We start from the raw sequence: 19548 nt of genomic DNA, 5'->3' as shown, positions 1-19548 counted from the left end.
TGTGTCTTTACCGGAGGGTTTAAAGAAAAAGCCCGTTCCGGAGATTTTCGATATCCTGCTTTCTTAGAAAAAGCGGAATCGAATGCGATTGATAAGCAAAAATTCATGGAAAAGGCGAAAACAATTTCGAATGGATTTCGACCGTTAAATAAAAAACAAGACATCGGTTTTCAAGCGTCGGTCTTTTTTGAATTTGGCACTTGAGAAACAAATCCGGATATGGATTCTTTTTTACGCTTTAAATTTCAAACGATTTCCTCTTTACCGTTTTACAAAACTTCCTGAACTCTGTTTTTTATAAAACGGTTTTATTTGTTTCGAGAATCGTTTCTCAGCTTAAAAAATAAAATGATCGAAGTGAATAGGAACGTGAAAATGTTAGCAAGGATGATCGGGAAGTCTTGTTTGAGACAACCGTAGATAAACCAGAGAGCCACACCCGTAACCAACACGATGTACATGTTTCTGGAAATATCTTTTGTATCTCCACCCATGACGATACGGATGAGCTGAGGCAAAAAGGAAACCGTCGTGAGAAGGGAAGCGATATAACCTAAAAACGTAATAGAGTCCATGTCGGATTAAATTCGATTAACTCTTATTATATTCTCGGGTGACGACGGTTTTGATTCCGCCTCTAGGATTGTAATCTCCGATCACTTTTAAGTATTTCGGATCGATGGCCGCGACCAGGTCCTCCATGATTTTATTCACTAAAAATTCGTGAAAAATACCGACGTTTCTATAACTTAGAATGTATTCTTTGAAGGACTTGAGTTCTATACAACGGCCGGTGGGAATATAAGAAATGAAAATCACTCCGAAATCGGGGAGTCCGGTTTTCGGGCAAACCGCCGTAAATTCTGGAACTGTAAAATCGATTGTATAATCCTTTCCTTCGTAAACATTGGTGAAAGATTCGATTTCGGGAGTTTTCAGAGAAGGGATGTGATCTTGTCTTCCATCGTAAGTCTCTGGATGATTCGTTTCCATGAATAGTTCCTTGATGACCAGATTTTTCGATCTCTTCTCCGCGAAAATTCTTTTTCCCGAATTGGAATCCGTATCAAAGTCCCAAAGAGGGGTGGAATGGAAGTCCGGAAGAAAATTGCCGTGGTTGATTTCGGTGGGCAATATGCTCACTTGATAGCATCCAGAATTCGAAGATTAGGTGCTTATACGGAAATTCTTTCTAACGAAGAACCTCTTTCCAATTATCAAAAATACGCGGGTATTATTCTTTCTGGAGGACCGGAAAGCGTTTACGAGCCCGATTCTCCAACGATTACGACTCGAATTTTCGAACTCGGAATTCCAGTTTTAGGGATTTGTTACGGTCATCAGCTGATTATGAAACTTCTCGGCGGAGTCGTAAAACGTTCCGGAACCGGAGAATACGGCCCTACTTCTTTACAAATTCATGATTCCAACGGAAATTTTCTTTTGAAGAATTTTGTAGGAGGGGAACGGGTTTGGATGAATCACGCCGACGAAGTCGTAAAACTTCCGGAAGGTTTTTCTAGAATTGCTTCTTCGAAAGATTGCGGTTACGCGGTTGTGGAGAATTCTTCCAAAAAGATTTTCGGAATCCAATTTCATGCGGAAGTAAGTCATAGCGAAAAGGGTTCTCTTCTTCTTGATAATTTTATTCAAATTTGCGGAGCTTCCAAAACCTGGGGAATCGATCAGTTCTTAAAAAAAAAGATCAAAGAAATTCAAGAAACCGTAAAACCGGAGCAAAAGATTTTTATGCTCGTTTCGGGTGGGGTGGATTCTACCGTTTCCTACCTTCTTCTGTGTAAAGCTCTCGGTGCGGAAAAAGTTCTCGGATTTTTAGTCGATACAGGTTTTATGAGAAAGGGGGAAGTTCTTCATCTTCAAGAAAAACTCGCTCTCCGGGATATCCACCTAACGGTAAGAGACGAATCGGATCTTTTTTATGAAAGTTTAAAAGGGAAATCCGATCCCGAAGAAAAAAGAAAAATCGTCGGAAACTTATTTCTGGAAGCTAGGGATCGCGCTGTAAAGGATTTAGATCTGGAGCACGGGGATTGGCTTCTCGGTCAGGGAACTATCTATCCGGACACGATCGAATCCGGTGGGACGAAACATTCTCATACGATCAAAACGCATCATAATCGAGTCGAAGCAATTCAAAAACTGATCGAAGAGGGAAAGATCATTGAACCGATCCGAGATCTTTATAAGGACGAGGTCAGAGATCTGGGAGTTATTCTTGGGTTGGAACCGGAATGGGTAGGTCGTCATCCGTTTCCGGGGCCTGGGCTTGTGGTGCGCATGCTAGCGGTTGAAAAAGAAGGAACAAGTGAGGACCAGAATGCGGTGGATTCTTATCTTGCGACTCAGGAAGGATTGTCCGGCAAAATCCTTCCCATTGCCAGCGTAGGCGTTAAAGGAGATCGAAGATCCTATGCAAACTGTGTAGTGTTAAGCGACATCGGAGCGAATTGGAAAACTTTGGATCGGGTAGCCACACATCTTTCCAATCAGTTTTCCTTTATCAATCGTGTGGTTCTTTTGCCTTTCGAGACCAACGTCAAAAAATTGAACTTTCAATTTACTGGAATGCAGTTGGATAAAAGTTGCTCCGATTTGCTTCGGGAAGCGGATTATGCGGTTGAGTCCGCGATTCGCAGGGCCGGTCTTTACGATAAGATTTGGCAGATGCCCGTCGTTCTTTTGCCCATCGGAGAAAGGAAGAATGAAAAGAGTATCGTTCTTCGTCCGGTTGAATCTCAGGAGGCGATGACGGCTAACTTCTTTCCGATGGAACGTTTTCTGTTGCAGGAAATCAAAAACGTAGTTTCCAAGATTGGCGGGATTCGTTATGTGTTTTTCGATCTTACGAACAAACCTCCCGGAACAATCGAATGGGAGTGACAAATTAAGATTTGATTGTGAGCGGTTTTGTGTCTAGGTTCTTTGTTTTTACAATCGATCATTCAAGATTTTTTCTAAAAAATTGGATTGAGTGGTTCCATATTTCAGACGTAAGACGGAGATTGTAGAATGAACTTTTACTTTTCTTTCGAAATCAAAAATTCCTTTCCAAGATACTCAAAGACGAGTTGATTTTCTCTTTGAAAAATGCTCTTAGAAAAATCCAAAAGGAGTTCGCTGGAAAAAGAGCCCAGTTCTCCGAGAAGCGCCGGATGAGCTAAGGACTCTCGAAAGATTATTAGATTTTCAGGCTGAAAGGGAACGGCCAAGCCGGGAGAATAAAATAGTTTCTCGTTTTCTAATTTGCGAAAGATAAAAATCGTAGTCGCAGGTTGAATAAAATTCCATTCTCCATTACAGACTGCAAGATAAGGAAACTCGGGATGCTCTCCTGTGTCGTTCTTACGAATTCTTGAAATGAAAAAATCCAAAAACTCAGGATCTTTCAACTCCGAAAAATCATGATAGAGTTTTCCTCTTCCGTCCAGTTGATAAAAATAGGTTCTTCTTTGTCTCATAAGAACCTGCCCCGATCGGGAGCAGCCGATCTATTTGATAATAGTAAAACTAAGTTCCGGGACACGTTGTAAAGACTTTTCTATTGACACTGATCTTTCTCTTAAAATCATACCTTATAACGGCGTCGTGGCCAAGTGGTAAGGCATGGCTCTGCAAAAGCTTGATCCCCGGTTCGAATCCGGGCGACGCCTATGTAGTAGTGGATAGTGGATAGTGGATAGTGGATAGTGGATAGTGGATAGTGGATAGTGGATAGTGGATAGTGGATAGTGGATAGTGGATAGTGGATAGTGGATAGTGGATAGTGGATAGTGGATAGTGGATAGTGGATAGTGGATAGTGGATAGTGGATAGTGGATAGTGGATAGTGGATAGTGGATAGTGGATAGTGGATAGTGGATAGTGGATAGTGGATAGTGGATAGTGGATAGTGGATAGTGGATAGTGGATAGTGGATAGTGGATAGTGGATAGTGGATAGTGGATAGTGGATAGTGGATAGATGTTTTTTTGTAAAAGTAAGAACTTCCGAATTACAGAAAAACTTCCTGACATCTGACTCCTATTCACTGATTCCTAAAACGCCTGGATGGTGGAATGGTAGACACCCAGGACTTAAAATCCTGTGAGAGCAATCTCGTGCGAGTTCGAGTCTCGCTCCAGGTACCAATTTCTTTTTCTCATTCGCAATTATGTTTAACGGAATTGTTCTGGAAAACGGAATCAAATTGAGAAATGTTTCAATTCAAAAAACGAATAGGAGTTTATTTTGGATTATAAAAAAGAATGGGAAAAAATTGTAAACACTCACGATTTTCGAAATGCTCTGGTAGATCATTTTTCTTATCTTGCAGAATCTGAAGAGTCCAAACAATTATTGAGAGAATGGATGGATCAAGTAAAAGAAGTTACAATCTGGGATAAGGATTTAAATCTTAAGTTTTCAGATGGTAAACATTTTGCGGCTTCCCCTCCGGCGACTAAGTTATCTAAATATAAGAATTGGCCGGAGTCATATCAGAAATTGTTAATTCGTCATGAGTTTTTAAGAGAATATGGAAGTAATTTTTGTTTAGGTGGAACCGATATTTTTGATCCGGAAGATTGGGATTGGAGCAGTATAAGAGAAGAATTGATCGAAGAGTGTGGAACCGATTTAGAAGGTTGGAGCCAAATAAAAAACGGACGAAAAATATTATCTCCGATCGTAATGTATGGAAACGTTTGGCTCTATCATCCAGTGAAGAAGAATTCTAACAACGAACCTTGCTTATACTTTTTTTCACATGAGCTCTGCGATTGGCCGGAGAATCCGGTGGATTTGAGTGTCGGAACTTTGGCATTGCAATTACTAACTGGAAAAAGAAGCGGAGATAACGGTAATCTATATTAGAATTTATTAATGAATGATTTAATTAACGTGAATTCGGTATAACAAATACGAAAGTGAGCCAGTCCACTATGAAATCTGCGAGTGATTCGCTCAGATTTTCTTACACTGAACTCACGTTAAATTAACTTCGTCCAATTTCGATGTAGAATTTTTATATTTTATGGAAAGTAGACTCATTGAGTCAGAGGAATCACCGTATCGCAAATCTTTCCAAAATACAATTTTGGAAAATCGATTTTTTCCCCTTTTCTAAAACCCGAATATCCGATTTTAAAATCGCGAAAGAAAACCCCTTCCGGAAACGCGTTCGGAGTCGTCTCCAAAAGAAAATTTGAAATGAGAATCGGATTTTTTCCTTTTCGTAAATCGACTTGAATCGTTCCTAAATCGGTTTCTCCGTGCGCCCAATAGAGCTGATCTTGGTCGAAAGAATCCCTGGAAACGACGGTAATCGTGGCCGATTTAGGGGCGTTTACGGAATTTTCCGGAATATAAATTGTAAAGCTAAACGGGGTTTTTCTCGGATAAGGAGGATCGTGATAGCGATGCGTTAGACATCCTTCCACTTGAAAGGGAAGGGACGCTTGTTGAACGTTTAGTGCCGAAGGAAGAAACTTAGTGGAAGACTCGGAATTTTGTCGAATATTCGATTGTGGCGACGAAGTCGGATCTTTCTCGAAAGACGTCGTACTCGGGTCTAAAGGAGAGTGGACTTCATCTGAAACGATTTCGTACTTTAGAATATTCTTTTGTACTTCTCGTGTAAGAGCGAGATCGGAAGATCTGACTCTTCGGTTGTAAACTTCTAAAGGTTCTAAATTGAGTTTCAAAATCCAGAAAAGCCAGTAAAGTAAAATCGGAATTGCAATTGCGCAGAATGTTTTAAGAAATCGAGTGTAATTTTCTAAACAGTGACAAGTTGTTTTTTTAAAGAAAAAACCTTTCCGGATCTTTTTTGGGTATTGTTTCGGCAATAAGTTCGTTCTTTCGTTGATTTGAGGTTTGGGGATAAGTTCTAATTTTCCTCCTAGAAAAATCCCGCAGAACGCGAAAAAAGGAAGGACTACTTCGTCGTCCAAAAGATAACACTGAAAAAAACCGGCCGGAAACAAGCTCAAAATTCCGATCGTAAGAATCGGAATTCCGGTTAAAGAGTTGAAATCGTTTTGAAAAAAGAAATCGAACAGCTTTCCCCAAAAAAGGATAAAAAGAATTCCGGCTATAATTCCTCCGGTAACTAAAAAGTGAAGAAGATCGTTGTGAGCGTGTCCCCTCGGAGTGATATAGAGTTCGTACCAGAGCTGTTCCTCTTTTTCGATCATTTTGGAGGATTCTGTCCAGTGGAATTCTTTGTAGTTTCCGCCTCCGATTCCCGCAAACCAATGTTTCCGGATCAAGGGAATGGTGTTTTTATAAATATAATATCTTTGATTCTCCGTATTATGAACTTCGAATATTTGAGAAACGGATCTTTGGATGAGCCAGCTGTTTTTAAATAAATAACCTGCAGACAAAAGTAATCCTAAGAAGAAAATTCCCGCCAAGATTTTTGCCTTGGTGGAAACATGAAAAGGATTTTTTCGAATCGAAAACGTTCCTTTTAAAAGGAGCAGTAAGAGAACTACAAACATTCCCAACCAAATCGATCGACTCTGGTTGAAGAAAAGTATGATAAATCCTGCAAGTACCAAAAGCGTTTTTAAAACGAAAACGAGATTTTTCTTTTTTTTTGTGGATTGAAACCAATCCACAAAAAGTCCGGGTAAGAATAAACCTAAAAGTCCCCCAAACGTTAGGTGTGTATTCATCATTCCGATGGGGAGATAAAGTTTGATCGGACCTATATTTCCGGAAAAATGTTGAAGCCTATCTCCGGGAGCGTATTTGAATCCGTTTGCGACGAACTTGCCGATCCGGACTTCCGAAAATAGGCTGATACAACCGAGCAAAATAACAATCGAAGCGGACGCGAACAGAAATCTCCTTAAGATCGTTTGATTTTTTTCCTGAGAGGCTATGAGGAAGGACGCGGGAAATAGAAGTAACATCCAAAAATCCCCGAACTCGGATTGTTTCAGAAATTTCTTTAAAAAAGAGGAATAGTTTTCCGCGTGAAACAAAGAAGACAAGAAGAGAAGGATATAAATTCCGAAAAAGGTTAAAAACGGGTTTTGAACTCGCTTCCAGATTTTTCTAGATTCTTCGTCTAAAAAAAACAAGGGAAAGCCGGTTACGATCGTGAGTCCTCCGAAAAATTGAGACACACTCACAGATTGGGGAAAGCTGAGGAAGAATAAACCGAGAGAAAATAAGGATATGATTTTGAGTTTTTTGAGGAACCTTTCTTTCAATTTATTCTTCTCCTAAGTTCTTAAAAATTCCCTTAAAAAACCAATGACAGAGAAAGAATTCATTCTACCATTAGAAAAAAGAACAGATTCCAGGAATCAATCGAATCAATGGGAAAATCAATTCCAGTCAAGAAAAAGAAGACGTCGGAAAAACAGGGAACACTCCCGAAGTCCACTTCGATCGAAAAAAAACTCTCAGTTGCAATCATCACTTACAACGAAGAAAGAAACATAAGAGACTGTATCGAGTCTTGTCTGAACGTAGCGGATGAAATCGTAATTCTCGACTCGATCAGTACAGACAAAACCGAAAAGATTTCTAAGTCTTTTCCTTCCGTAAGATTTTATAAACAAAGATTCAAGGGTCATGTCGAACAAAAAAATGACGTGATCTCTCTTTGCAAATACGAGTGGATTCTTTCTTTAGATGCGGATGAAAGGATTTCTCCCGAACTTGAGAATTCCATTCTTACGTTTAAACGAAAACCCGACGACGATATTAACGGTTTTCAAGTTTCCCGTCTAACCTATCATCTGGGAAGATTTATCCGTTATTCCGGTTGGTATCCTCAGTATCGTTACCGTATTTTTCGGAAAGGAAAAGCTGTTTGGATGGGAGAGAATCCGCACGATACCATCAGCATCGAAGGAAACGGAAGTAAGATTCACGGTGATATCATTCATTATAGTTTTCGGGATCTAACGCACCAAGTGAATACGATCAATCAATTCTCTTCGATTGTCGCTTATACGAGGCAGAGAAAGGGAAGGAGATTTTCATTTTTCAGAACCATCTACAAGCCTTTCTCTAAATTTATGGAGACTTATTTTTTCAAGTTCGGATTTTTGGACGGCTTTCCGGGTTGGGTGATTGCGGTCTCTTCGGCGTATTCCACATTTCTAAAGGACGCAAAACAGTACGAATTGGAGAAAAAAATGATAGAGCGTCCTTCCAACGTGAAAGAAGGCTATGGGCGTTAGGTCTTTTTTCGGAAAAATCGTTTCTTTTTTTAAAGGAAAAAAAACAAAAAAAGATTCGGGCGAGGAGGCTCTTCCGGTCCGTGAAAGTTTCGGCTATAAAAGAGAATTGGCCGAACTCCGGGAAAAAGCGGATCGTTTTTTTGTGACTCGAAAAAAAAACGGCGGATTGATTCATCAAACAAAATATTATAAAATCCTAAAGAACGGCCCTAAACTTTTTAGATTGGAAGGGAAGGAAAAATCCGGAAGAGAATATTCCCTTGTTGTCTCGACCGGAAATTTTTTAAGCCAACAGGGAGATAAAATTTCCGGTGTCGTTTTCATTCCGGAAGCAGAGTTAAACCGAATTCTTTCCTACGAACATTCCAATCTTAAAAGTGTATTTTCCAGATTTCAACCCGAAGGAATCGAAGAAGACTTGAAAGTTTTATACGGAGGCCCGAATTTTTCTCAGGAAAGTTGGAAAGATTTTTACAATTGGGAGCCGTTTTGGAAACAACAGATTTTTGTGCGTTTAAAGCCGAGTGTTCTTTGTATTCTCCTCGTGTATATGGGAACCGAGTTCGAACAGTTTTTTCAGTCTAACTCTACAAAACGGCTGAGGAATATCATTTCGGACGAACTCTATTTTTTAAATGTGAGTGGAAATCAAAAAGAGAATTCTCCGTATACAGAAAATCTTTCCCTTCAGGATTTCGAAAAAGCGAAGGTGGAATTTTTTCAAGTGATCGAACAGATTCGAAAAAAAAGAGGAACAAACTAGAATGGATATGAAAGAAATTGCTCTCGGTCAAATCCGGGATTCCATCGCCACCAAGCAGAAATGTATCGATTCGATTTTGGGTGATATCGTCAAAGCGGGGGAAATGGTTGCCAAGGTTTTACAAAGCGGCAACACGGTGTATCTTTGTGGAAATGGAGGTTCTTCTTGCGACGCTTCCCATATCGCCGCGGAACTCGTAGTAAGATATAAATCCGGAAACGAAAGAAAAGCGTTACCCGCGCTTTCCCTTTCCGGAGACTCTGCGGTATTGACGGCTTGTTCGAACGACTACGGCTACGAGGAAGTTTTCGCTAGGCAGATTGAGGCTTTCGGTAGAAAGGGAGATCTTCTCATCGGACTTTCTACGAGCGGAAATTCGAGGAATGTTTTGTTGGCTTTGGAAAAAGCGAAGACCAGAGGAGTCAAAACCATATCCTTGTTAGGCGGAGACGGAGGTCGGATAAAAAATCTTTCCGATCTTGACGTGATTGTTCCGAGCAAAGTGACCGCTAGAATTCAGGAGTCTCATATTTTAATCGGACATATCCTTTGTAGTATCGTGGAATATAATCTTTTCAAGATGGAATGATCGTTTTTTCGTGGGTTCTCCTGTAGTCGAAATCACGGGTCTCAAGGTTTCCGCGCCCGGTCATTCTATCCTGAAAGGAATCGATTTCACTCTTCGTTCCGGAGAAGTGCATTGTATCGTGGGAGAGTCGGGAAGCGGCAAATCTACGTTTGCGTCTTGCCTTTTAGGAATGACGGACAGGGAGCTTTTTCAGAGATTCGATCGGTTTTCACTTTTAGGTCAGGATGTTCGATATCTTACGGAAAGAGAATGGCGGGTTTTTCGGGGAAAGAGGATCGCTTTGGTTCCTCAAAATCCGATTTGGGGTTTTCATCCTTATCGTAAAACTGGTTCTCAGATTTTAGAAGCATTTTCTATTTCCAATCGAGAAATTGCGAAAAAAAAGAAAATTCTTCCTCTATTAGAATCTATTCATATAGCGGAGCCGGAAAAAGTATTCGATTCTCTGCCGGGTCAACTTTCGGGAGGGGAAAGACAGAGGATTCTGATTCTATTAGCCGTTTATTCCGGTGCTCAGATTGTGGTCGCGGACGAACCGACTGCGGCTTTGGATTCGATCAGCGAGGCGGAAGTCCTCAGACTTCTCATGAAATTTAGAAAGGAAAAGGGACTTTCTCTCATTTTTATTACGCACGAAATCTCTATCGTCAGGGCTTTGGCCGATACTATAAGTATCCTCTATCGGGGAAATTGGGCCGAAATTTTTACGAGGTCCAACGAAGGCGAATTGATTCCAAACTCAGAGTATGGAAAAAAACTGTTTGAACAAGGAAGTTGATCTAAGATAGTCGGGTGCGAATGATGGGTTATGCGCTTCTCCTAACACTGATTCTATTTTCCTCTCCGCTTTTTTCACAAAAGTCGCCGTTTATCCTGGAGGACGCGGACCCTTCTTCCTTTCCCTCCGTTCAACTTTTCATTCGAGATAAAAAACAGTTTCCACTTGAAAGAGAGAATTTTCTCATTCGAGAATCCAGAGGATCGGAAACCCGAACGGTACTGCAACAGAAAGTTCTTCGTAAAGAAGGAAGCAGATCCGTTCATTCCGTTTTTTTAGTCCAGTCGGGAACATCTCTCGAAGAGAATAATTTCAACACAAAATTTTTACAAAAAGCGGTTCAGTCTTCCGGAGAGGAAGATCATTTCAGTTTTATCTTTTTTTCGGACGACTTGCTTGTGGTTGAAAAGGATTTGGACAGGCAGACTGCTCTTTCCAAAGCTAGAGTTCCGGGTTCGCTCAGTAATCGTAATACGGGAACCAACCTGGATCTTGTATTCCAAAAAGTGAATTCGATTTTGACGAGGGATTCTTATCTTTCTCTACTTGTTTCCGACAATGACTATAAATTGCCTCCGGGACTCAGACAAGGTTTGTCCACATCCGGCCTTCCGATTCATGTGATCGGTAGACGCAACTTCTCCAACCTTGAACTCGTTCGGATTTATGGGGGAGAATTTTACGAGATAAATTCTACGGATTTTCTTTCTAAGTTTTTAACCGACCTGGAATATTTTCACAAATATCCCGCGGAGGTTCGGTACGATTCTCCCTTTCGAAACGATTTTTGGAAAGTAGAAGGAGATTTCATTCGAGGAGACTGGCAATCTTCCCAAGGCGGAAAATTTACTTACATATACAAACCCGGAATCGCAAAGCAGTTTGGATTCATTTTTCTAAGTCCTGAAATATTTCTTCCTACGATGGGCTTTTTACTCATTCTCACTTTGATCGCATTGCTCCTTTTATTTCGGAAAGAAAGAGACGCGGACGAGCCGTTAGGAGAGGCGGAGAAAAGGTTTCATGCAAGAGGAGAGGAAAGAGAAGTCTATCAGAGAATGTACGGAGATCAGTTTCTTTTTTCTCCGTATGCAGATTCGGAAGGAATTTCTGTTTCTCGTTCTCTTCCAGTGAACGAGTCTGAGTTTGAAACTGCGGAAACCTACGATCTTGCGACTCTGATTCAAAAAGAAGGCAAATCTCCTGGTAAACAAGTTCCGATTCGTAAGCCCGAGACCACTCTCGGAAATGGAGAGCTTTCTGATGTTATGGTTTCCGATCCGGGGGTTAGTAAACTCCATGCCAGAATTCGTAAGATCAAAAACCGTTTCGTTTTATACGATTTGATTTCCGACGGGGGAACTTACTTGAACGGTAAAAAAATTCTTAGACCTCGGGTTCTGTACGATTTTGACGAAATCAGCCTCGGAAAAACGGTGTACGTTTTTCGGGCTCGTTAGGATTTCAATCTTCCCAATTCGCTCTCCATCCCTTAAAATAGATCCGGGTGGACGAAAAGACCCGATATCACGACGATGGAAATTCAGGCGGATATCTTTTCTCTTTTCGAGAAACAAATCCAATTCACAAATTCCGAAAGAATTTCTTTCGGAGGAGTATTAGAATTCAATGAAGACAATGTTCGAAAAAATCTGGGAAGATCATCTGGTGGGAGAACTGGATGCGGGATCGTATCTAATTTATATCGATCGTCATCTTATTCACGAAGTTACAAGCCCCCAGGCTTTTGAAGGACTCAAAATCGCGGGTAGAAAGGTTCGCCGCCCGGAGGCGACTTTTGCCACTATGGATCATAACGTTTCCACTCGTACTCGGGATTTAAGTTTAGCCGATCCGATTTCCGCGATTCAGATGCACACTCTGAAAAAGAACTGCGATGAAAACGGAATCCGTCTTTATGATTTTCAAAATCCGGACCAAGGTATCATTCACGTGATCGCTCCCGAGATGGGTCTGACTCATCCCGGTATGACGATTGTCTGCGGAGATTCTCATACATCCACTCACGGAGCGTTCGGCGCTCTCGCGTTCGGAATCGGAACGAGCGAAGTGGAACACGTTCTCGCGACTCAAACTCTCGTTCAAAAAAGAGCGAAGACGATGGAGATTCGAGTCGACGGAAAACTTTCCGACAAGGTGACCGCAAAGGACATTATCCTCGCGATCATCGGTAAAATCGGAACCGCGGGCGCTACCGGTTATGTGATCGAGTATCGCGGTTCTGCGATCCAAGCCCTGAGCATGGAAGCGAGAATGACGATCTGCAATATGTCGATCGAAGCCGGAGCGAGAGCGGGACTCATCGCACCGGACGAAATCACGTTCCATTATATCAAAGGAAAGGATTTCGCACCGAAAGGAGCGGAATGGGATCTCGCGGTTAAGAAGTGGAAACATTATGTAACTGACGAAGGTGCGAAGTTCGACACCACCGTAGTTCTTCATGCGGACGAAATTACCCCGATGGTGACATGGGGAACTTCTCCCAGTCAAGTCGTTTCCGTAAAAGGAGTTGTTCCAAGCCCGAACGATGCGACCGATCCGATCGACAAAATCGGAATTTCATCCGCACTCAAATACATGGGTTTAACTCCGGGTGAGAAGATCGAAGACATTACGATCAACAAAGTCTTTATCGGTTCGTGCACTAATTCCAGAATCGAAGACCTAAGAGCCGCCGCCGCTACTATCAAAGGCAAACAAGTTTCCTCCAAGGTGCAAGCGATCGTAGTTCCGGGTTCGGGAAGAGTAAAACGACAAGCGGAACAAGAGGGTCTGGATAAGATTTTTACCGCAGCGGGTTTTGAATGGAGAAATCCCGGTTGTTCCATGTGTCTTGCGATGAACGACGACGTCCTCGAACCGGGTGATCGCTGCGCGTCCACTTCGAATAGAAACTTCGAAGGCCGTCAAGGAAAGGGCGGAAGAACTCACCTCGTAGGACCGGAAATGGCTGCGGCTGCGGCGGTGGAAGGGCATTTTGTGGATATCCGAAGCTGGAAATAATCAAGAGGTAAATTAGAATATTATGAAGCCATTTACTGTATTGAACGGAATCGCCGCGCTACTCGATAGGCCGAACGTGGACACGGACCAGATTATTCCGAAACAATTCCTCCGAAAGATCGAACGAACCGGATTCGGGATTCATCTATTTCATGATTGGAGATATTTGGACGACGCCGGAACCAAACTCAATCCGGAATTTTCCCTCAACCAAGAAAGATATAAGGGCGCTTCCATTCTTTTGACGAGAGATAACTTTGGCTGCGGATCTTCCAGAGAACACGCGCCTTGGGCCTTGGAGGATTACGGATTCAGGTCGATCATCGCTCCTTCTTACGCGGATATCTTTTTCAATAATTGTTTTAAAAACGGAATGCTTCCCGTGGTTTTAAAGTCGGAGGAAGTAGAGGAGTTGTTCCGATTTGTTTCAGACAATGTAGGAGCTAAGCTTCAGATTGATCTGAACAAACAAACCGTAACCGGCCCGACTGGAAAAATATATACGTTCGAAGTGGATTCTTTCCGTAAATATTGTCTTTACAACGGACTTGACGACATCGGCCTCACTCTCAAACAGGAAAATAAAATCGGGGAATTTGAAAAAAAACAGAAAGAGGTTGAACCTTGGCTGTACTCTATATAATTCTGCCGAAAATTTATGTTTGATGAAATATCCCGTTCGATTGACGAATTTGGAAATAGTTTTCTTGGCGCTCTGAATAACATTCAGAAATCTTTTGGGCGGGAACTTAGCGTAGCAAAACCCGTTAAAGAAACGATCCTGCAGATGATTGGAAATACTCCGCTCATTCGTCTGAATCAAATCGGCTCTCATATCCCTAACATAGAGTTCTATCTCAAAGCGGAATTCTGTAATCCTACCGGTTCCGTAAAAGACAGAACCGCATTATCCATGCTTCTTTCTTCCGAAAGAAGAGGAGAATTAAAACCCAAAGGACAGGTCGTTCAACCCGGTTACAACACAACTGCGATCAGTCTTGCTTGGATTTGTACGATTCGACAATATAAGTTTCGCTGTTTGGTCGCTGGCGATACCGATCCGCAAAAGATCAAAGATCTCCAAACCTTCGGGGCTCATGTAGAGGTCGTTTCCGAAGCGAAAGGAAATTGGGATGAAATCCTTTTGAGGAAAGCGAAGGAAATCAAAGAAAAAGAAAAGAACGTAGTGATTCTAAACGAATACAAAGATATGGCCAACACAAACGCACATTATCTTTTTACTGGGCCTGAAATCTGGAGAGATCTCGGTGGAAGCGTGGACGCGTTTGTAGCTGGAGGAGGTTCCGGCGGAACTCTTTCAGGTGTGGGTAGATTTTTAAAATCCAAAAAATCTTCAATTCGGATAATCATGGGAGTCAGCCAAAAATCCAGATTTATTCGCAAGATGGTTCAAAAGGAAAATTCCATTTATCTTCCTGAATCCTTTGACCCTAAGATCGTAGACGAATACGTCGGAGTCGATCGGGAACAAGCGCTTTTATACCAATCCGATCTCTATCAAAAAGAAGGAATTTTTGCGGGACAGACAACCGGAACCACTCTTGCGAGTGCGATTCGATTTGCGGAAGGACTCCCCGCAAGAGACGACCAAAAGTCCCAGGTCTATAGAATCGTAGTCCTTTCCCCCGACCGATTTTGAAAGAAAGAAAATTCTCCGGCTCGATCGAAGAGTTGGAATTTGTCCGGGCTGAACTCGAAAGGGAAAAGAAGGAAGAGGATTCCCTCTTTTCCAAAGACTGGCTTTCCCGTTCTATCCAAGATCGGGTTAAGCTCGGAATCACGTTATACCCTCTTGTCTACGAAGAACAGTCTTTCGGCAGAGAGGGAAGTTGGATCCTTACCTTTCGTTTTCCGAACCAAGAGGAGTATCCTTCCAAATTTCAGTCCGGCGCTCCAGTTCAAATCGGAAAGAACGAAGATCGGGTTCGGGCTATATTAGTTTCTCTTCACAAAGAAAGAATTCGGATCGCGATCGACGAGGTTCCCGAATGGACCGAAGACGGAAAATGTTTTCTGGACCTTTTGCCCGACGAGACTTCCTATAAGGAAATGTTTCACGCGTTAGACGCAGTTATCGGCGCAACGAAAGGAACCAGACTGTATGTAAACCGCGAGCTTTTACTGGGGTACGGAAAACCGGATCCGATCATAATTCGAGACGGGGATCGATCTCGAATTTTAGGGAGAATGACCGGCAATTTGAACGAGTCACAACGAAAGGCGGCGATCAAAGCCGTTCTTTCAGAAGACGTGACGATCATTCACGGACCGCCCGGCACCGGTAAAACAACCACGTTAACCGAAATTATAAGCCAACTCGTCGCCGAGGGAAAACGAATTCTTGTGTCCGCTCCCACACATTCCGCTTGCGACCTTCTCGTGGAATCGGTTTCCACAAGAGGAATTCCCGTTTTAAGACTGGGACATCCCGCTCGAATCAGCGACGCTGCGCTGCATGCGACCCTGGACTATAAACTATTTCATCATCCCGACGGAAAATTGTTAAGCGAATACAGAAGGGACGTAATCGAAATTTCCAAACAGGCAAAAAAATATAAACGGAATTTCGGAGAAAAGGAAAAAGAGGAACGAAAGAATCTTTTTCAGGAAGTGAAAGAGCTGAAAAAAACGATCCGATCCATGGAAAAAGGACTGATTGACAGTTTGGTTTCTTCCCACCCTGTGGTCGTTTCCACTCCGGTTGCGTCCGCACGTTCCGTTTTGGAAGGAAGGCGATTCGACTTTTGCGTGTTAGATGAATCCTCTCAAGGACTCGAACCCGCTTTTTGGATTCCGATTTTAAAATCGGATCGAGTGATTCTTGCCGGCGATCATAAGCAGTTGCCTCCGTCTTTATTTTCCGAAAAAAATTCTCTGGAGTTTACGCTTTTTGAAAAGGCCGCGGAAAGATTGGAAACGTCCGGTCGGGTTTTTTTGCTCGATACTCAGTATAGAATGAAGGACGAGATTTCTTCTTTTCCTTCCATGGAATTTTATTCGAATCGGCTGAATTCAGGTCGTCCGGAGCCGGAAAGAATTTCTAACTTTCCGGAAACTTTTCCATTTGGGAATGCGCTCCAATGGATCGATACGGCTGGAACCGATAGTGAGGAAGTCGCTGTTGACGACAGTCTTACCAATCCCTTCGAAGCGGATCTTCAGGTTCGTCTTTGTACTCTGCTCCTGGAAAACAATTGGTCGGAGGAAGAGATCACGGTTCTTTCTCCCTATCGAGCGCAGGTTCGGTTGATTTCCGAAAAATTGAGGGAAGCGGGACTGACCAAGATCGGAGTTTCTACGATCGATTCTTTTCAAGGAAGAGAGAATCGTTGTATTCTTCTCGGATTTGTGCGTTCCAACTCGGAAGGTCGTTCCGGTTTTTTAAAGGAATCCAGAAGAATCAATGTAGGTATGACTCGGGCCAAGGACCTTTTGCTTTGTATCGGCGATAGCTCCACTCTTTTGGAGGATCCTTTTCTATCTAGGCTAATTCGATTTGTAGAAGATAAAGAAATCTTTCGAACCGCTTGGGAATTTCGCGATCCTTAGAGAGCGAAATTGCCATCGAACAGCGGAGCGTTGTGAGTGGCTTTCAACGCAGTTGAAATCAACCTTGTCGCGATCCTTAGAGAGCGAAATTGCCATCGAACAGCGGAGCGTTGTGAGTGGCTTTCAACGCAGTTGAAATCAACCTTGTCGCGATCCTTAGAGAGCGAAATTGCCATCGAACAGCGGAGCGTTGTGAGTGGCTTTCAACGCAGTTGAAATCAACCTTGTCGCGATCCTTAGAGAGCGAAATTGCCATCGAACAGCGGAGCGTTGTGAGTGGCTTTCAACGCAGTTGAAATCAACCTTGTCGCGATCCTTAGAGAGCGAAATTGCCATCGAACAGCGGAGCGTTGTGAGTGGCTTTCAACGCAGTTGAAATCAACCTTGTCGCGATCCTTAGAGAGCGTTAATTTACCCACAAATACTTGGATCCGAAGATAAATCTGTCGGAATTCCGACAAATCTTCTGTGAAACAGGCTCGGCCCCACCCTGGTTTTGGGTGGCGGGGAGAGGAGGCGGGAAGACTCGGGAGATTTTTCCCTATCAGAAAATCATACTTTTTGCAAGTAAAAAGCCTCATTCTTGTCGGAACACTTGAAAAATATCAATTTTTGACCCTTATTATTCCAAAAGCCTTCTTAATTTGTGGATAAGGTTACTGATTAGAGAGCGAGGTTGAGTTTCGTAAGCGACTTTCAACGCAGTTGAAATCAACCTTGTCGCGATTCGTAGAGACTCTGGAATAACTCCTCAATCAAAAAAGGAAAAGTTCTGACAGGAAACTTACGTTTTACTTTAAAAAAACGCGAGCTCGGCGGTTGAAAATGAGAAAGAATTTTCTAAAAGTATGGGTCCTTATTTGTAAAAATTGTTCGTAAAATCGCGATTTGTTGTAATTCCCACATTTTAAGAATAGATTTACAGCGTTCAAATTTCAACTTCCTACAAAAAAGATGAATCATGGATTTCTTACGACCCTGCTCACGTTACTTTAAAAAAATAGAATTTTCTAATAGAAAAAAATTCCAAGTTTCCCCACGAATCCGCCTCCACCACCCAAGCCAGGACCGCCCCTTTCACGGGAGACTTTGTCGTAGCTCGGCTACCATTTTAGAATATTCTTAAATACGAAAAAGCCGAATAAGAAGAGAAGTAAACTTGTAAAAACGTGCGAAACGAGGATATGAAAAGAGGATTGATTGTCACAGATGAACTTGAGGTAGAAATTTGCAAGAGCCAGGTTGAAAACGGAAAGAATCGCGGCCGCTAAAGCTGGATTTCCTGGTTTTCCGTTTTTCAGGATCAGAACCCCGCTTCCCGCTAAAAGAGCGCTGGAAAGAGAAAGGATGATCCAACATCTCCCGATATGAATATGAATTTCGTTGCCTCCGATTAAATCCCAGACGAACATACATATCGAATAAAGAATCCAAAGAAATGCGAGAAGTAACGGAAATCGTGCGGTTTTGGTAAAGGATTCTTCCGGAAAACGCAATTGGGATAAGGTCCAAAACGAGTAAAGAGCGATCAGAGAAATCCAAAAAAAATCTGGCAATAAGGTCGGTAAGCGAATGAAACGGTTCGAAGTCGGGTGTAAATAAAGAAGGAAAAGCGATATAAGAACCACCGCACCTAAAATCACAAACCAATTCCAACCATTTTTTCGAATCGGAGGTTCTTTGGCCATTTTTCGGATTAAAGATTCGGTTGTTTGTTCTTGGTAAGACATCGTTTACTCTACGCGGAAATTTTCCAATTTTGGAGAATGGTTGGACAATAATTTCTTCCCAATTCAGTCTGGAAGGAATCGGTTTTCGTTTTTTTGAATGTGTCCATAATCGAAGGGGTGTTCTTATCGCTCGTCTTAAAATTCAAATTTTTATTTGAGAAAAAACTCGAAACGATGAAACTGAAATCGTCAACTTGTGTTCCCTGAGTTCGCTCGGTGATTTGTGTCTCAAATGTTACGATCCATAGAAAGTAACATTGTAAATTTGACCACGCTCTTATCTTTTCGAAGGTTCCAAGCAGTTCGTTACATGTCAGCTAAAAAAGAAATCTGGGAAGAATGTTCGACATTGATCCGCAAGGCCGGAGAAGGAGATCAAGGTTCGTATGAAAAATTTCTCCGGATTGTAACCGGAATTCTCAGATCGTATCTGATTCCACGAATCGGCAACCAGGAAGACCGGGAAGATTTGGTTCAGGAAATTTTAATCGGACTTCATAAGGCTAGGAATTCTTATCGGGAGGATCGTCATCCGGCGCCTTGGGTTTTTGCGATTGCAAGATACAAGACGATTGATTATCTGAGAAAGAAGAAAGTGGGAGATCGGACTTTCAGCATGGATAATCTGGAAATTTTCGCTTCTCCAGAACCTGTCCAAGAAGAACCGGAGAACGCCAGAGAGATCCTCAAAAAATGGCTGAATGTTTTGGATGAAAGACAGAAACAAATTCTCACTCATCTCAAACTTGAAGGAATGAGTGTTCGAGAAGTTTCTGAACGAACGGGTCTTTCCGAATCCAATATCAAAGTCATAACTCATCGAGCGATTCAAAAGATTCGAAAGCATTTTTCACTCGATCTCTGACAAAGTAGTCGTTAAAATCGTC

The 19548-nt window shown here is 42.2% G+C and carries 17 protein-coding genes and 2 tRNA genes; 14 read left to right on the top strand and 5 right to left on the bottom strand.

What is annotated here, in order from left to right:
- Positions 1-308: 308 nt before the first annotated feature.
- Both FHG67_RS13080 and queF read right to left on the bottom strand, forming a co-directional pair.
- Positions 309-575 carry a SemiSWEET transporter gene (locus FHG67_RS13080; protein WP_002630953.1) on the bottom strand — a complete coding sequence of 89 codons (267 nt, stop codon included), beginning with the start codon at positions 573-575 and terminating at the stop codon, positions 309-311.
- Positions 576-591: 16 nt separating this feature from the next.
- A complete protein-coding gene (queF, locus tag FHG67_RS13075) occupies positions 592-1134 on the bottom strand; it encodes a preQ(1) synthase (RefSeq protein WP_016758882.1) in 543 nt (180 codons plus the stop codon).
- Between queF and guaA the strand changes: the two genes are divergently transcribed.
- On the top strand, positions 1090-2901 hold the full coding sequence (guaA, locus tag FHG67_RS13070; RefSeq protein WP_036075985.1) for a glutamine-hydrolyzing GMP synthase: 1812 nt from the start codon (positions 1090-1092) through the stop codon (positions 2899-2901). The genes queF and guaA overlap by 45 nt on opposite strands.
- Before the next feature lie 137 nt (positions 2902-3038).
- Here guaA and FHG67_RS13065 read toward each other — a convergent pair whose 3' ends face one another.
- Positions 3039-3479: a DUF4505 family protein gene (locus FHG67_RS13065; RefSeq protein WP_004499934.1), complete on the bottom strand. Its 441-nt coding sequence runs from the start codon at positions 3477-3479 to the stop codon at positions 3039-3041.
- A gap of 121 nt (positions 3480-3600) precedes the next feature.
- On the opposite strand from FHG67_RS13065, the gene FHG67_RS13060 reads away from it, so the two are divergent.
- The 3 genes from FHG67_RS13060 to FHG67_RS13050 all read left to right on the top strand — a co-directional run bounded on the left by FHG67_RS13060 (position 3601) and on the right by FHG67_RS13050 (position 4872).
- Positions 3601-3671 (top strand) — tRNA-Cys (locus FHG67_RS13060).
- A gap of 391 nt (positions 3672-4062) precedes the next feature.
- A tRNA-Leu gene (locus tag FHG67_RS13055) sits at positions 4063-4148 on the top strand.
- A gap of 100 nt (positions 4149-4248) precedes the next feature.
- On the top strand, positions 4249-4872 hold the full coding sequence (locus tag FHG67_RS13050; protein ID WP_004499876.1) for a hypothetical protein: 624 nt from the start codon (positions 4249-4251) through the stop codon (positions 4870-4872).
- 173 nt (positions 4873-5045) lie between these two features.
- Here FHG67_RS13050 and FHG67_RS13045 read toward each other — a convergent pair whose 3' ends face one another.
- The gene (locus FHG67_RS13045) at positions 5046-7223 is read right to left on the bottom strand and encodes an O-antigen ligase family protein (protein ID WP_004499884.1); all 2178 of its coding nucleotides are present in this window, start codon (positions 7221-7223) and stop codon (positions 5046-5048) included.
- Positions 7224-7331: 108 nt separating this feature from the next.
- Here FHG67_RS13045 and FHG67_RS13040 point away from each other — a divergent pair, with 108 nt between their 5' ends.
- From FHG67_RS13040 to FHG67_RS13000, 9 genes are all read left to right on the top strand, one after another.
- Positions 7332-8204 (top strand): glycosyltransferase family 2 protein, encoded by an 873-nt coding sequence (locus FHG67_RS13040; protein WP_004499953.1) that lies wholly within the window; start codon positions 7332-7334, stop codon positions 8202-8204.
- On the top strand, positions 8194-8967 hold the full coding sequence (locus tag FHG67_RS13035) for an LBBP_01157 family protein (RefSeq protein ID WP_004499888.1): 774 nt from the start codon (positions 8194-8196) through the stop codon (positions 8965-8967). Before FHG67_RS13040 ends, FHG67_RS13035 begins: the two co-directional genes overlap by 11 nt.
- Before the next feature lies 1 nt (position 8968).
- Positions 8969-9556: a D-sedoheptulose 7-phosphate isomerase gene (locus FHG67_RS13030; protein WP_002630958.1), complete on the top strand. Its 588-nt coding sequence runs from the start codon at positions 8969-8971 to the stop codon at positions 9554-9556.
- Positions 9557-9566: 10 nt separating this feature from the next.
- Positions 9567-10334, top strand: coding sequence for an ATP-binding cassette domain-containing protein (locus tag FHG67_RS13025; RefSeq protein WP_004499866.1), 768 nt, complete (start codon positions 9567-9569; stop codon positions 10332-10334).
- Between the two features lie 20 nt (positions 10335-10354).
- Positions 10355-11794 (top strand): FHA domain-containing protein, encoded by a 1440-nt coding sequence (locus tag FHG67_RS13020; RefSeq protein ID WP_004499943.1) that lies wholly within the window; start codon positions 10355-10357, stop codon positions 11792-11794.
- A gap of 169 nt (positions 11795-11963) precedes the next feature.
- A complete protein-coding gene (gene leuC, locus FHG67_RS13015; RefSeq protein ID WP_004502017.1) occupies positions 11964-13361 on the top strand; it encodes a 3-isopropylmalate dehydratase large subunit in 1398 nt (465 codons plus the stop codon).
- 22 nt (positions 13362-13383) lie between these two features.
- Complete coding sequence (gene leuD, locus FHG67_RS13010) at positions 13384-14004, top strand: 3-isopropylmalate dehydratase small subunit (RefSeq protein ID WP_016758886.1); 621 nt, start codon at positions 13384-13386, stop codon at positions 14002-14004.
- Between the two features lie 15 nt (positions 14005-14019).
- Positions 14020-15021: a PLP-dependent cysteine synthase family protein gene (locus FHG67_RS13005; RefSeq protein ID WP_002630937.1), complete on the top strand. Its 1002-nt coding sequence runs from the start codon at positions 14020-14022 to the stop codon at positions 15019-15021.
- On the top strand, positions 15018-16931 hold the full coding sequence (locus FHG67_RS13000) for an AAA domain-containing protein (protein ID WP_004499880.1): 1914 nt from the start codon (positions 15018-15020) through the stop codon (positions 16929-16931). The genes FHG67_RS13005 and FHG67_RS13000 overlap by 4 nt, the downstream gene beginning before the upstream one ends.
- Positions 16932-18034: 1103 nt before the next feature.
- On the opposite strand, the gene FHG67_RS12985 is transcribed toward FHG67_RS13000, so the two are convergent.
- Positions 18035-18661, bottom strand: a complete 627-nt coding sequence (locus tag FHG67_RS12985; protein WP_004498138.1) for an NrsF family protein — start codon at positions 18659-18661, stop codon at positions 18035-18037.
- Positions 18662-18971: 310 nt separating this feature from the next.
- Between FHG67_RS12985 and FHG67_RS12975 the strand changes: the two genes are divergently transcribed.
- Complete coding sequence (locus FHG67_RS12975) at positions 18972-19526, top strand: sigma-70 family RNA polymerase sigma factor (protein ID WP_004498195.1); 555 nt, start codon at positions 18972-18974, stop codon at positions 19524-19526.
- The last annotated feature ends 22 nt before the right edge of the window (positions 19527-19548 follow it).

Source organism: Leptospira weilii, from assembly GCF_006874765.1.
Classification (GTDB): Bacteria; Spirochaetota; Leptospiria; order Leptospirales; family Leptospiraceae; genus Leptospira; species Leptospira weilii.
Note: the sequence above shows the minus strand (reverse complement) of the source record. Positions and strands in the feature narration are given on the sequence as shown.